This window comes from Paenibacillus sp. FSL K6-2393, from assembly GCF_038002545.1.
Lineage (GTDB): Bacteria > Bacillota > Bacilli > Paenibacillales > Paenibacillaceae > Paenibacillus.
In genome coordinates this window covers 4,484,638-4,497,605 of sequence record NZ_JBBOCU010000001.1, presented here as the reverse complement: position 1 = coordinate 4,497,605, position 12,968 = coordinate 4,484,638, and the positions used below count along the sequence as shown (strand labels likewise).

General features: G+C 44.6%; 13 protein-coding genes. All 13 read left to right on the top strand.

The window, feature by feature from the left end; translation table 11 throughout:
* Nucleotides 1-25 precede the first annotated feature (25 nt).
* The 13 genes from fliQ to MHI14_RS19725 are packed head-to-tail and all read left to right on the top strand — an operon-like array spanning nt 26 to nt 12,948.
* Nucleotides 26-295, top strand: coding sequence for a flagellar biosynthesis protein FliQ (gene fliQ / locus MHI14_RS19785; RefSeq protein WP_047842485.1), 270 nt, complete (start codon nt 26-28; stop codon nt 293-295).
* Between the two features lie 10 nt (nt 296-305).
* Nucleotides 306-1,094 (top strand): flagellar biosynthetic protein FliR, encoded by a 789-nt coding sequence (gene fliR / locus MHI14_RS19780; RefSeq protein ID WP_133384324.1) that lies wholly within the window; start codon nt 306-308, stop codon nt 1,092-1,094.
* A gap of 23 nt (nt 1,095-1,117) precedes the next feature.
* On the top strand, nt 1,118-2,200 hold the full coding sequence (flhB, locus tag MHI14_RS19775) for a flagellar biosynthesis protein FlhB (protein ID WP_206105731.1): 1,083 nt from the start codon (nt 1,118-1,120) through the stop codon (nt 2,198-2,200).
* A gap of 25 nt (nt 2,201-2,225) precedes the next feature.
* Nucleotides 2,226-4,259: a flagellar biosynthesis protein FlhA gene (gene flhA / locus MHI14_RS19770; RefSeq protein ID WP_133384326.1), complete on the top strand. Its 2,034-nt coding sequence runs from the start codon at nt 2,226-2,228 to the stop codon at nt 4,257-4,259.
* The gene (gene flhF, locus MHI14_RS19765; protein ID WP_091031887.1) at nt 4,256-5,608 is read left to right on the top strand and encodes a flagellar biosynthesis protein FlhF; all 1,353 of its coding nucleotides are present in this window, start codon (nt 4,256-4,258) and stop codon (nt 5,606-5,608) included. Before flhA ends, flhF begins: the two co-directional genes overlap by 4 nt.
* Nucleotides 5,605-6,492, top strand: a complete 888-nt coding sequence (locus MHI14_RS19760; RefSeq protein ID WP_017689167.1) for a MinD/ParA family protein — start codon at nt 5,605-5,607, stop codon at nt 6,490-6,492. The genes flhF and MHI14_RS19760 overlap by 4 nt, the downstream gene beginning before the upstream one ends.
* Before the next feature lie 32 nt (nt 6,493-6,524).
* A complete protein-coding gene (locus tag MHI14_RS19755) occupies nt 6,525-7,967 on the top strand; it encodes a protein-glutamate methylesterase/protein-glutamine glutaminase (protein WP_091031885.1) in 1,443 nt (480 codons plus the stop codon).
* Nucleotides 7,968-7,999: 32 nt separating this feature from the next.
* Nucleotides 8,000-10,072 carry a chemotaxis protein CheA gene (locus MHI14_RS19750; RefSeq protein WP_289392031.1) on the top strand — a complete coding sequence of 691 codons (2,073 nt, stop codon included), beginning with the start codon at nt 8,000-8,002 and terminating at the stop codon, nt 10,070-10,072.
* Nucleotides 10,073-10,113: 41 nt separating this feature from the next.
* Nucleotides 10,114-10,575 carry a chemotaxis protein CheW gene (locus tag MHI14_RS19745; RefSeq protein WP_091031877.1) on the top strand — a complete coding sequence of 154 codons (462 nt, stop codon included), beginning with the start codon at nt 10,114-10,116 and terminating at the stop codon, nt 10,573-10,575.
* Between the two features lie 10 nt (nt 10,576-10,585).
* Nucleotides 10,586-11,206, top strand: coding sequence for a chemotaxis protein CheC (locus MHI14_RS19740; RefSeq protein ID WP_091034987.1), 621 nt, complete (start codon nt 10,586-10,588; stop codon nt 11,204-11,206).
* A complete protein-coding gene (locus MHI14_RS19735) occupies nt 11,199-11,696 on the top strand; it encodes a chemotaxis protein CheD (RefSeq protein WP_017689162.1) in 498 nt (165 codons plus the stop codon). The genes MHI14_RS19740 and MHI14_RS19735 overlap by 8 nt, the downstream gene beginning before the upstream one ends.
* 4 nt (nt 11,697-11,700) lie before the next feature.
* Nucleotides 11,701-12,144, top strand: a complete 444-nt coding sequence (locus MHI14_RS19730; RefSeq protein WP_076208888.1) for a hypothetical protein — start codon at nt 11,701-11,703, stop codon at nt 12,142-12,144.
* Between the two features lie 15 nt (nt 12,145-12,159).
* Nucleotides 12,160-12,948 (top strand): FliA/WhiG family RNA polymerase sigma factor, encoded by a 789-nt coding sequence (locus tag MHI14_RS19725; protein ID WP_017689160.1) that lies wholly within the window; start codon nt 12,160-12,162, stop codon nt 12,946-12,948.
* Nucleotides 12,949-12,968 lie beyond the last annotated feature (20 nt).

The window sequence follows — 12,968 nt, the reverse complement described above, 5'->3', positions numbered from 1 at the left end:
TCCGGAAAGTTAAAGGAGGACGGTCATGACTTCGGAATTTATTATCGGTCTGGCCGGGAAAGCGGTATACACGTCATTGCTGGCCAGTGCACCCATGCTTATACTAGCTCTGGTTGTAGGACTTGCAATCAGTATTTTTCAAGCGACAACTCAAATTCAGGAACAAACATTAGCCTTTGTGCCCAAGATTGTTGCCGTACTTCTGGCAGTACTTTTGTTTGGACCTTGGATCTTGAATATATTGGTCGATTTTACGTTCAACATACTCGATAATCTATACAGATACATAGGGTAGGCTTTAGCAGATGGAGACATTGTTGCAAAGTTTCCCTGTCGCTCTGCTTATGTTTTGTCGAATCACATCATTTTTTGTAACTGCGCCAGTTTTTTCGGCTCGAAATGTGCCAACTTCAGTTAAAATTGGTATTTCTGCATTTGTCACATTGTCTGTCTATCTGATTTACGGAATAGACCAGACCGTACCCACCGATCTGAGCTATGTTTTATTGATCATCAGAGAGATTCTAATTGGCCTGCTTTTAGGTTTTGTGGCTTATCTGTTGATGACGGCTGTTCAGACTGCGGGGACCTTTATCGATCTACAGATTGGATTCGCTATGGCTAACGTATATGATCCGATGACAGGTGCATCAGCCCCGCTTACAGGTAACTTCAAGTATGCCTTTGCTATGCTGCTGTTTCTGACAATGAACGGACACCATCATCTGCTGGATGCCGTCGTATACAGTTACCGGTGGATTCCATTATCGAACGCATTTTTCCTGCGGTTGGCAGATGGAAGTATTGCTGAATTTTTGGTTCGGACGTTAGGTGAATCATTTATGCTGGCTTTTCAGATGTCTGCACCGATTGTAGTTGCCTTGTTTTTGACGGATGTGGGATTGGGGTTTCTTGCGAAGACTGCTCCTCAATTTAATGTATTTGCTGTCGGAATGCCACTTAAGGTACTCGTCGGGGTTGCTATTTTGCTTTTGCTGGTTCCCAGTTTCTCCTTTGTATTTAGTCAATTGTTCGAAGTAATGTTCAGATCCATGGAAAAATTGCTTGGAACCATTGGACAAAGGCCCGGCTGAGTGAAACGGAGGAAAAGACACGGATGAAACTTCAACTCGACCTCCAGTTGTTTTCAGGGGAGAAGACGGAGAAAGCTACCCCGAAAAAGAGACAGGATACACGAAAAAAAGGACAGGTTGTCAAAAGCGCTGAACTATCTGGCGCATCCATTCTTCTATTCGCGTTTTTGATCATGATGGTATTCAGCAATTTCTATAAAGAACGTATAGTTCGTCTGTTCACAGATATCTTCATCAATCGATTGAGTATGGAAATCACTGGAGAGAATGTGATGGCGCTTATGATGCGCTATGGCATTGAAGTTTTGTTATTGATCGCTCCCGTTTTGCTGGGTGCGGTACTGGTTGCTTTGATCGTTAACTACATGCAAGTTGGTTTTCTTCTTGTAGGGGAAGGTTTGAAGCCAAAACTTGAGAAACTGGACCCGATTAAAGGTTTCAAAAATATTTTCTCTCTCCGTTCATTAGTGGAATTTGCTAAATCCATTTTGAAAATGTCGATTATCGGTTATCTCGTTTACAGTACAATTAAGGGCTACCAGTCAGATATTGCTTCACTTTCTCATTTTTCATTGGATGCTATTTTACATTTCGCTGCGTCGATCACTTTAAGTCTTGGTATCAAGATTGCAGCGGCATTGATGATACTTGCGATATTTGATTACATGTATCAGAAGTATGACCATGAGAAGAAGATCCGTATGTCCAAGCAAGACATTAAAGATGAGTACAAGAAAATGGAAGGTGATCCGCTGATCAAAGGTAAAATCCGGGAACGTCAGCGTCGTATGGCTATGCAGCGTATGATGCAGGAAGTGCCGAATGCGGATGTAATCATTACGAACCCGACCCACTTTGCGGTTGCGCTAAAGTATGAAGGTTCCGAGATGGAGGCACCACAGATTATTGCCAAAGGTCAGGATTATGTCGCCTTGCGTATTAAGGAAATTGCCAAAGAAAACGGTGTTATTACGATGGAAAACAAGCCGCTGGCACGGGCATTGTTCCAGAGAGCCGAGATTGGTGACGCTATACCGGCCGATTTGTTTCAAGCGGTAGCTGAAGTGCTGGCTTATGTATATAAACTAAAGGGCAGAACGAAATAAAAGGGGATCGGAGGCCGTACATTCATTGAAGATTAAAGATATAGCTGTCCTTGCGGGTATCATTGGCATTGTGTTGATGATGATTCTTCCGATCCCGACCTGGCTGTTGGACTTGTTGCTGGTCGTCAATATTTCAATTGCACTGATGATACTCCTTGTTGCAATGAACAGCAAAGAAGCGTTGCAGTTTTCTATCTTTCCAGCTTTGCTGTTGATCACTACACTATTCCGACTGGCACTGAACATTTCGACAACCAAGCTAATCCTTGGTGAAGGGGATGCCGGAGCCGTAGTTGCTACCTTTGGTAGTTGGATTGCTGGAGGGCAAATTGCGATTGGATTTATCGTATTTTTGATCCTCGTTGTCGTTCAGTTTATCGTTATTACAAAGGGGTCTGAACGTGTAGCTGAAGTTGCTGCCCGATTCACCCTCGATGCGATGCCTGGTAAACAAATGAGTATTGATGCGGATCTGAATGCGGGTCTGATCAACGAGCAACAAGCTCGTGAGCGTCGTTCCAAAATTGAACGTGAAGCCGACTTCTATGGAGCGATGGATGGAGCAAGTAAATTCGTAAAAGGTGACGCAATTGCAAGTATTATCATCCTCCTGATCAATCTCATTGGTGGATTTATTATCGGTATGACTGTGCATGGGATGGCTTTCGCAGATGCAATGTCAACGTATTCTGTACTGACTATCGGAGATGGATTGGTAAGCCAAATCCCTGCTCTCCTTATTTCCACAGCAGCAGGACTGATCGTCACCAGAGCGTCATCAGAAGGAAACTTGGCAGATGATATTACGGGGCAACTGTTTACATATCCAATACTTATTTATATCGTAGCTTTCGTTATTGCCATGCTCGGTTTCTTCACACCAATTCATGTTATTACTACGCTTCCGTTGGCAGGTGTGTTGGCATATGCCGCGTGGCGTATGCAGAATAATCTGAATATGAAACAAGTAGCGGAAGAACAGTTGGAAGAAGAACAGCAGATTGAAGAGGTTAGAAGTCCTGAAAGTGTAATTAACCTGCTTCAGGTGGACCCTATTGAGTTTGAATTTGGTTATGGTTTAATACCACTTGCTGATAATCAGCAGGGTGGTGACTTATTGGATCGGATCATTATGATTCGGAGGCAGTGTGCTCTTGAACTGGGGTTGGTCGTTCCGGTCATACGGATTCGAGATAATATCCAGCTCAGACCCAATGAGTATGTTATCAAAATCAAGGGTAATGTGGTAGGCGGAGGAGAGCTGTTGTTGAATCATTACCTTGCCATGAGTCCTGGCTATGATGAGGAGTCCGTGACAGGTATTGAAACGACGGAGCCGGCTTTTGGACTTCCAGCACTTTGGATTGATGAAGTAACCAAGGACAGAGCGGAACTTGCAGGATATACAGTCGTAGACCCGCCTTCCGTTGTAGCTACACATCTGACGGAACTGATTAAGAAACATGCGCATGAGTTACTTGGAAGACAAGAAACAAAAGCACTTGTGGATAATCTCAGAGAGAACTATTCTGCCCTTGTGGATGAACTGATCCCTTCTCTACTTTCCATTGGTGATGTACAGAAAGTGCTTGCCAAGTTATTGCGTGAGAAAATATCTATTCGGGATATGGTGACCATCTTCGAGACACTGGCTGACTATGGTACGTATACGAAGGATCCTGATGTGCTGACTGAATACGTCAGACAATCCCTCTCACGTCAGATTACTCAGCAGTTCTCACAGAAAGGTGAGACACTTCGCGTGATCACGGTTGGACCTGGTCTTGAGAAGAAAATTGCTGAAAGTGTGCAACAATCGGATCAAGGCAGTTATCTTGCGCTAGACCCTGTATCTACACAAAGTGTGTATCAGAAGCTGAGTGAACAAGTGAACCGTTTGATTCAATCAGGTCAACAACCTGTTGTATTAACTTCTCCAACCATTCGGATGTATCTGCGTCAGGTTATTGAACGTACAATGCAGGACATTCCTGTGCTTTCCTACAGCGAGTTGGAGCCGAATGTTGAAATTCAAAGTATCGGGGTGGTGAACTTATGAGAGTAAAACAATACGTTGTTGAGACCATGCCCGAAGCTATGCTTCAAATTCGCAAAGACCTGGGAAGTGATGCCGTTATTCTGTCCACCAAAGAGATTAAGGTGGGCGGTGTGATGGGAATGTTTCGCAAAAAACGGATCGAAGTTGTAGCTGCAGTGGATAAGGAAGAAAACAAGCAAACAACAAAGCCAGTACAAAATCAATTCACACCTGTACCTCGTGCATTTGTACCTGAGGCTTATCGGCAAACAGCTCGTTCGTTTGTTGCGGCTTCTGATGAGTCGGCGACAACGAATACAGCTGATCAAAGTGTACAGGACCAATCTGCGGCTGCGCCGTCTGTGTTTGAATCGCGTAATATCGGTTCAGACATAGACAGCGGCTCAGGTTCTTCGAGCATGGATCATAAACCGCGACCGCAAGGGGCGGATTTTTCGGGTTCAACAACTGGTCCAATGCCAACAGGTTCAGACCTGCAGCAGGACAAGTTGATGACTGAATTGCAGGATCTTAAACAGATGGTGACCAGGCTTTCGAAGCAAGGTACTTCTGCGGACCCTGTGCCAGAGGAACTGCATATGATCCGAGAACGTTTGACAGAACAAGATGTCTGGCCGGAAGTATGGGAATCCTGGTTTGATTCAATTCAAGCAAAATGGTCTGAGGGTGGATTGAAAGAACAGGATGTAGAACAAGTAGTGAAGCTTGAGGTCATGCACTTTTTGGAGCAACGTATTGAAGAAGGCATTCTTCCTACCACGCGAATCGTCTATGTAGCTGGACCAACCGGTGTAGGGAAAACCACGACAATTGCAAAATTGGCTGCTGAACAAATGTTCAAAAAACAGCGTAAAGTTGGATTCATTACATCAGACACGTATCGGATCTCGGCGGTAGAACAGCTTAGAACATATGCTTCTATACTGAATGTTCCACTTGAGGTGGTACAATCGCCCGGTGATACACAACGTGCCATTTCTCGATTAGAGAATTGTGACTTGATCTTTATGGATACAGCGGGTAGAAACTACAGAAATGAATTACTTGTTTCGGAACTGCAAAGTTTGCTTGCTCCTGTAGAGAATAGCGAAACTTTTCTGGTCATGAGTATGACTTCCAAAAGTGCTGATATGGTTCAGATCACGGAACATTTCAGTAAATATGGTCTGGATAAGGTGATTTTCACCAAAATGGATGAGACTGGGAGCTGCGGTCCGCTATTTAACTTGTTACACCGTTTTCCACTCAAGCTCGCATATGTGGCAAATGGACAAAATGTTCCGGACGATTTGTTGAAACCAGATGCAGATTCGTTATCTAAACAGTTGCTGGGAGAATGGTCACAATGAAGGATCAGGCAGCTGCACTTCGAAGTATGGTCTCCGCGCCATTGGAATTGGAAGGCATTGAGCGAGATATTCGATCCTCAAAAATCATTACTGTGGCCAGTGGTAAGGGAGGTGTTGGTAAATCCAATTTTACACTGAACTTTGCCTTGGCATTGCAGGCTTTGGGGCAAAAGGTACTTGTATTTGATGCTGATATTGGAATGGCTAATATTGATGTTCTTATGGGTACGTCTTCTTCCTATAATCTTTACCACCTGTTGTACCGACAAAAATCCATAAGGGAAATCATACAACTGGGTGCCAGTGGCTTGCCTTACATTGCTGGAGGATCGGGCATGAAAGAGTTGTTCTCATTGTCTGATCGTGATCTGGAGTTCTTCGCCAGTCAAGTCGAGGATATTGCCCAGGAAATGGATTATGTCATCTTTGACACTGGGGCAGGACTCTCCAGAGAAAATATGAAGTTCATCGGTGCTGCCGATGAATGCCTGATTATAACCACACCTGAACCGACTTCAATAACCGATGCTTATGCTTTAGTCAAAGTTATGCACGGCCAGGAAAATGCTACACCCTTTCGGATGATCGTTAACCGGGTGGAAGACGAACGAGAAGCGGAACGAGTGGCAGAAAAAATAGCTGGAGTGGCAAGGCGGTTTTTGCAGACGGATATTCCGCTGCTTGGGTATATTTCAGAAGACGCCCAGGTAGTCAAGGCTGTCAAAAGGCAAATGCCCTATAGTCTGGCTTATCCCAATGCCAAAGCCTCCAAAGATATAGAGAAACTTGCTCTTCGTTATCTGGCTGTACCTGCAACTCCGGGATCCGGAACCTTGACAGGAATCAGGGGATTTATGAATAAGTGGCTTAAACGGACAACATGATTTCTGAATAAAGGAAACAGGGGTGACACAACATGGCGGCGTATCAAGTATTGGTTGTCGATGATTCCGCTTTTATGCGTAAGATTGTTACGGATTTGATCCAAGCGGATCCGGAATTCAAGGTAACGGCAACGGCATCAAACGGTAGAGAAGCGATTCAAAAATCACTAGAATTGAAACCCGATATTATTACAATGGACGTTGAGATGCCCGAAATGAATGGGTTGGATGCATTAAAATCAATTATGAAGGAATCCTTCGTTCCTGTGATTATGCTCTCTGGTATCAATGAACAAGGCATGAAAGAAACCATTATGGCGCTTGAAGCTGGGGCATTTGACTTCATTCGCAAACCATCTATTTCACATGACCAGGATATTGCTCAAGTCGGTAAAGCCTTGGTTGAGCGCATGCGTGCTGCGATGAATGAGATCAAAAGAAAAGCTGATCGTGAGTTATCCATGAAAAATAGAGACATGCTGCGAGGAGTAGTTGCTCCCCCAACTCAGCCAGTGCAGAAAGAAATGCCGGTCAGGGATCCAGCGGAGCCTGTGAAAAAAACAATCGAACCTGTCCAAACGAGTCAACGCTCTCTTCGGGAGCGGACTGAAGCCTTTCAGGCCAAATCAAAGAAAGCAATTGAACCATTGTCAACTTCAAAACCAGGTCGCGTAGAGAACAAACCGGAGCCTTTGCCAAAGGCTGAGCGTAATTTGGGGACGAAGGCAGAAAAAGCAGTGAGGTCAGCTAATCCAGTACAGACTCCAAAGGAAGTTCGACTACCTAATGCAGCTAGAGTGGCAGCTGATCAAATAGCGGCAACCTCTGCCTCTGCAAAAGCCAAGGATGTAATCAAGCCTAATCCTGTTCCCAAAGGTGGAGGGGGGCTGGAAGGACCATTCAACAAACTTGTGGCAATAGGTTGTTCTACGGGTGGACCGAGGGCTCTCAAGACATTGCTTGAGCAGTTGCCTGCTGATTTGCCTGCACCGGTCATTATTGTGCAGCATATGCCGCCCAATTTTACCCGTTCTCTGGCTCAACGATTGAATACATTCAGTCCACTGCATGTGGTTGAAGCTGAAGATGGCATGGTTCTGAAAAAAGGAACCGCCTATATAGCACCCGGCGGATTCCATGTGAAAGTTAACAAAACAGCAGACGGGAAGTTTATCGTGAAGCTGACTGAAGATCAACCAGTGAATGGACATAGACCTTCAGTGGATACGATGTTTGAGTCACTTCTGCCGTTTACATCTTTACAAAGGCATCTTGTTTTGCTAACGGGAATGGGAAGTGATGGAGCACGTATGATGAAGAGATTATACGAAGCTGGAGTTACATCAACCTTTGCCGAGAATGAAGAAACATGTGTTGTATATGGTATGCCGCGTTCTGCTGTAGAGCTGCAATGCGTTCGTCATCTTCTGCCATTGCAGGAGATTGCTTCTAAACTTGTTCAAGCAGTGAAATAACGGAGTGTAACTCACGGAGGAGGTGCCTCACAATGGACATGAACCAATATTTATCCATGTTTATTGATGAGTCTAATGATCATCTGCAATCGCTTAACGAAAACATGCTTCAACTTGAAGGCAATCCGGAAGACCTGGGCATAGTTCAGGTTATATTCCGCTCGGCTCATACCTTGAAGGGTATGGCAGCAACTATGGGCTTTGAAGATTTGGCATCACTGACACATAAAATGGAAAATGTGTTGGATCTGGTTCGTAATGAGAAGTTGAAAATGCAGGATTACATTTTTGATACCATGTTCAAGAGTCTGGACGCTTTGGAAACCATGGTTCAGGATATTACCGAAGGTGGACAAGGTAAAGCAGATGTGTCGTCAATCGTAGCTTCACTTCAAGCCATTGAAAATGGTGAAATGACAAACGGAAATGGACTTGCTACAGAAACAAACAAGCCGGCTAACGCTTCAATCTCTTCGGCTGTGGAGCTGGATGAATTCCAATATTCAGTGCTGGATCAGTCGATCGCCGAAGGTCATCGTGTGTTCTACGTGGATGTGCTTGTTAGCGAGCATAGCCAGTTAAAAGGTGTACGGGCTTATATGGTCTTTGATATGCTGGAACGTTCAGGTGAAGTCGTTAAGGCTTACCCATCTGTCCAGGATATTGAGCAGGAGAAGTTTGAGCGCAGTTTCTCGTTGTATTACATAACAACTAAAGAGGCGCACGAACTGGAAGAAGGCATCATGAGTATCTCTGAAATTGAAAGTGCGAAGCTCATTCAACTGGATCAGGAGACTCTTCAGCAGATGGCCAATCAGGTAGCAGCTACAGTTGAAGCGCCACCCGTACCAACAGCTGTAGCTGAGGTTGCTTCGCCGGATAAGAATTCTGTACCCAAAGAAGAAACCACAACGGCACAAGCTAAAACTGCTGCACCGAAGCAAGCTGCTGCACCTTCACGTACCATTCGTGTGGATATTGAACGTCTCGACGTATTGATGAACCTGTTCAGTGAATTGTTGATTGACCGTTCACGTCTGGAGCAACTGGCCAGTGAAACAGGCAACAATGATTTATCCGATACAGTAGCTCATTTAAGTCGAGTTAGCACAGATTTGCAAAATATTGTACTGAAATTGCGGATGGTTCCGGTAGATACCGTATTCAATCGATTCCCGCGCATGATCCGTGATCTGGCTAAGACACTTGATAAAAAAATAGATCTGGTGATTACAGGTGCTGAGACGGAACTGGATCGTACGGTAATTGATGAGATTGGTGATCCGCTTGTGCATTTACTGCGTAACGCGGTTGACCATGGTGTGGAATCCATTGCAGAGCGTGTAGCTGCAGGTAAACCAGAGATGGGTATAGTAAACCTGCGTGCCTTCCACAGTGGAAATCACGTATTTATCGAGATTGAAGATGATGGTAAAGGTATCTATCGCGACAAGCTTTTGAAAACCGCGATCAAACGTGGTGTTGTAACCGAAGAACAAGGTGCCAAGATGAGTGACGATGAAGTGAATCAACTGTTGTTCGCACCTGGTTTTAGTACTGCCGATATTATCTCGGATATCTCTGGCCGGGGCGTTGGCTTGGATGTAGTAAAATCGAAGATCACTTCGCTTGGCGGTAATGTAACGATTCATTCAACTCCAGGCAAAGGCACAAACTTCTCTGTTCAGCTTCCGTTGACTCTATCCATTATTGCTGCAATGCTTGTACGACTTGGTTCAGAGAAATACGCTGTTCCGTTGTCCTCCATTGTAGAGACGGCCATTGTACAACGTGAGCAAGTTCGTAATATTCACGGCAATAAAATGATCACGTTCCGTGAGTCACTGATTCCGTATTTGTCCTTGAGCGAAGTATTCTCGGTACCGGATTTCAATGACGCTGATGAGCAAGAAACAGAAATAGTCGTGATTCGCAAAGGCGACCGTCTTGCAGCCGTAGCTGTTGAAGAATTTATTGGACAAAGTGAGATTGTTCTCAAATCAATGGGAACCTATCTTCCTGCTATTGAAGGAATCTCTGGAGCAACCATTCTCGGAGATGGACAAGTAGCCCTGATTCTTGATCCTAATGCATTTATTAAATAAGCATTGAGCTAAGTCTTACATTTAATAGGGAGGTTTTTTACATGGAAGAAGAGTTGAAAGTCATCGTCTTTAAATTGGGTACCGAAGAGTATGGTATTGAGGTAGATAAGGTTCAGACGATTGAGCGTATGATGCCAATTACACGTGTTCCCAAGACACTTTCCTTTGTAAAAGGAGTTATTAATCTACGTGGTGTTGTAATTCCGGTCATTGATCTACGCGGTCGTTTCTCCCTTCCGGAAACGGAATACACGGATCAGACTCGTATTGTTATCGTAGGTGTAGACGACATGCAAGTTGGTTTTATCGTTGATTCAGCCAATGATGTTATTGATATCAAGAGCAGTGCAATCGATAGCCCACCAGAAGTGGTTGGTGGCGTCAAAGCGAGATACCTGCGAGGTGTTGCTAAATTGGAGGATTCACGCTTGTTGATTATGCTCAACCTAAACGAAGTATTAAATAAAAGCGAGATTGTACAGCTGGAAAGTGTTGAGGGCTAGTACCGTGGAGATGTTCAACCGATTTGAGGTATTCCAGATGGATGTGCTCAAAGAGGTCGGTAACATTGGAGCAGGCAACGCCGCAACGGCGTTGTCTCAACTCCTCAACAGACCGATTGACATGGGTGTACCTACAGTACAAATGCTCCCTTTTGAAGAAGTTGCCGAAAAAGTGGGCGGAGATGAACGCATCGTGGTTACCGTGTTTCTTCGTGTAGAAGGCGAAGCACCGGGAAATCTTTTCTTTATGATGACACCAGAGGCTGCTAAAATGTTGTTGAATAGACTTGCCGGGTTTGATCTGAAAGAAGGACTCGCTTTTACAGATATGGAACAATCAGCGCTTTCCGAGATTGGAAATATTTTGGCTGGATCCTATCTTTCTTCTTTGGCAGATTTCACGAAGTTGTCTATGTATCCAACTGTTCCTGGACTTGCCATCGACATGGCGGGTGCCATTCTAAGTTATGGCTTGCTGCAATTTGGCGAGATGGGTGACGCTGCATTGTTAATTGACACATCTTTCTTTGAAGGTGAAGATCAAGTTGAGGGTCAGTTTTTCCTCATTCCGGATCCACCATCTTTTGCAAAGATATTTGAATCGCTAGGGGTGCCACTGAGCCATGATTGAGGACAAAAGCGTCGTTAAAGTCGGTATGGCGGATTTAAACATCGCTCATCTTCCTGGTGTAATCCGTACGACTGGCTTGGGTTCGTGTGTGGGATTAACAATGTATGACCCACATTTGAAGCTGGCTGGAATGGCGCATGTCATGCTTCCTACTTCAGAGATCGCCCGTGAAGGGAAACTGAACACTGCGAAATATGCGGATACGGCGTTGCCTGAGCTTTTGGAAAAGATGATAAAACTAGGCGCTTCTCACTCACGTATTGTGTCTAAAATGGCCGGAGGCTCTCAGATGTTTGCCTTTGCTGGCGCTGGAGATACAATGCGCATTGGACCAAGGAATGCAGATTCTTGTCGAGAGTGGCTTCAAAAACTCAATATCCCTCTTCTAGCAGAAGATACGGGTGGGAATTATGGACGAACGATTGAGATGGACTGTGAAACTGGACTTTTGACTATTCGAAGTGTACAAATGGGTGTAAAGGAACTATAAGACTATGATAGGAAACTACCGCATTAATCTTGGAGCAGGCATCGTTGGGTTTATTCTTACTTTTTTTGTAGCATACAGCAGCAATGTGCTGATGACCAGTTTAATTCGCGGATTGATCGGATTCGTAGCCTGGTTTGTCCTTGCATATGGTTTACGCTGGGGATTGGGATTGCTGCTGAACCCTCAGATCGAGGGAAATGGGTATGGTTATGATTCACCAAATGCTCAAGATCAAAGAGGTTCACAGGTGGACATTAAAATCGAAGACGATGGACAAGAGCTGAATGATTTGCTCAAGAGTGGACAGAACGCTTCATCTGGGGACGATCTTCCGCCATCTGAGACGAAAGCTCCAACGGGATTCGCCCCTTTGGATCCGCCTAAACTTGTCCGGACCAAGGATCCGGAGGAATTGGCGCAGGCCGTTCGTCACCTGACAGACAAATAAGGAGGGTGAAAGCAATTGAACGAGCGTAAAGCTTCACATTTGAACCATTCTGATCTGTGGGAAAAGTGGAAAGAACATGGAGATCTTGAAGCCAAGAAAACTTTGATTGAAAAGTATCTTCATATTGTAAATTATGTATCCGGTCGACTGGCTGTTGGTTTGCCCAAAAATGTTCCCAAGGATGACTTGGAGAGCAATGGTGTTATGGGGTTAATTGATGCATTGGAGAAGTTCGACTATGAACGTGGTCTGCAATTTGAAACTTATGCATCATGGAGGGTCCGCGGAGCCATTCTTGACGGTCTGCGTCAAGGTGATTGGGTTCCGCGTTCTGTCAGGGAGAAGGCCAAGCGAATTGAAGACGCCTACCAACAGTTGGAACAAAGTTATCTCAGGTCTGTTAGTGATGAGGAAATGAGCGAGTACCTGGACGTATCCACTAAAGATTTTCAACATATGCTTCAGGAAGTGGCAGTCATGTCACTGTGCTCGCTGGAGGACCCAATTCGTGAGGAAGAGTCTGAGACTCGTCTGTCTTTGATGGTGGATGAGAAAGCCAAAAATCCAGATTATAAAGTGAATGAGTTTTATTTGAAGGAAGCTTTGGTGCAAGGGCTTGACAAGTTGACGGTAAAAGAGAGAACGGTTGTTTCACTGTTGTATTACGAAGATCTTTCTCTTAGTGAAATTGCTGAGGTTATGTCTCTTTCTCCGTCTCGTATATCCCAATTACATTCCAAGGCAATATTACGATTACGCGGCACGTTGGACAAACAGAAAGATTTGTTGATGCGTAAAGATTAATAAAGAGAAGTAATATCATT

Coding starts and splice junctions, on each gene's coding strand:
- fliQ (WP_047842485.1), top strand. CDS start 26: ATGACTTCGGAATTTATTATCGGTCTGGCCGGGAAAGCGGTATACACG.
- fliR (WP_133384324.1), top strand. CDS start 306: ATGGAGACATTGTTGCAAAGTTTCCCTGTCGCTCTGCTTATGTTTTGT.
- flhB (WP_206105731.1), top strand. CDS start 1,118: ATGAAACTTCAACTCGACCTCCAGTTGTTTTCAGGGGAGAAGACGGAG.
- flhF (WP_091031887.1), top strand. CDS start 4,256: ATGAGAGTAAAACAATACGTTGTTGAGACCATGCCCGAAGCTATGCTT.
- MHI14_RS19760 (WP_017689167.1), top strand. CDS start 5,605: ATGAAGGATCAGGCAGCTGCACTTCGAAGTATGGTCTCCGCGCCATTG.
- MHI14_RS19755 (WP_091031885.1), top strand. CDS start 6,525: ATGGCGGCGTATCAAGTATTGGTTGTCGATGATTCCGCTTTTATGCGT.
- MHI14_RS19750 (WP_289392031.1), top strand. CDS start 8,000: ATGGACATGAACCAATATTTATCCATGTTTATTGATGAGTCTAATGAT.
- MHI14_RS19745 (WP_091031877.1), top strand. CDS start 10,114: ATGGAAGAAGAGTTGAAAGTCATCGTCTTTAAATTGGGTACCGAAGAG.
- MHI14_RS19740 (WP_091034987.1), top strand. CDS start 10,586: ATGTTCAACCGATTTGAGGTATTCCAGATGGATGTGCTCAAAGAGGTC.
- MHI14_RS19735 (WP_017689162.1), top strand. CDS start 11,199: ATGATTGAGGACAAAAGCGTCGTTAAAGTCGGTATGGCGGATTTAAAC.
- MHI14_RS19730 (WP_076208888.1), top strand. CDS start 11,701: ATGATAGGAAACTACCGCATTAATCTTGGAGCAGGCATCGTTGGGTTT.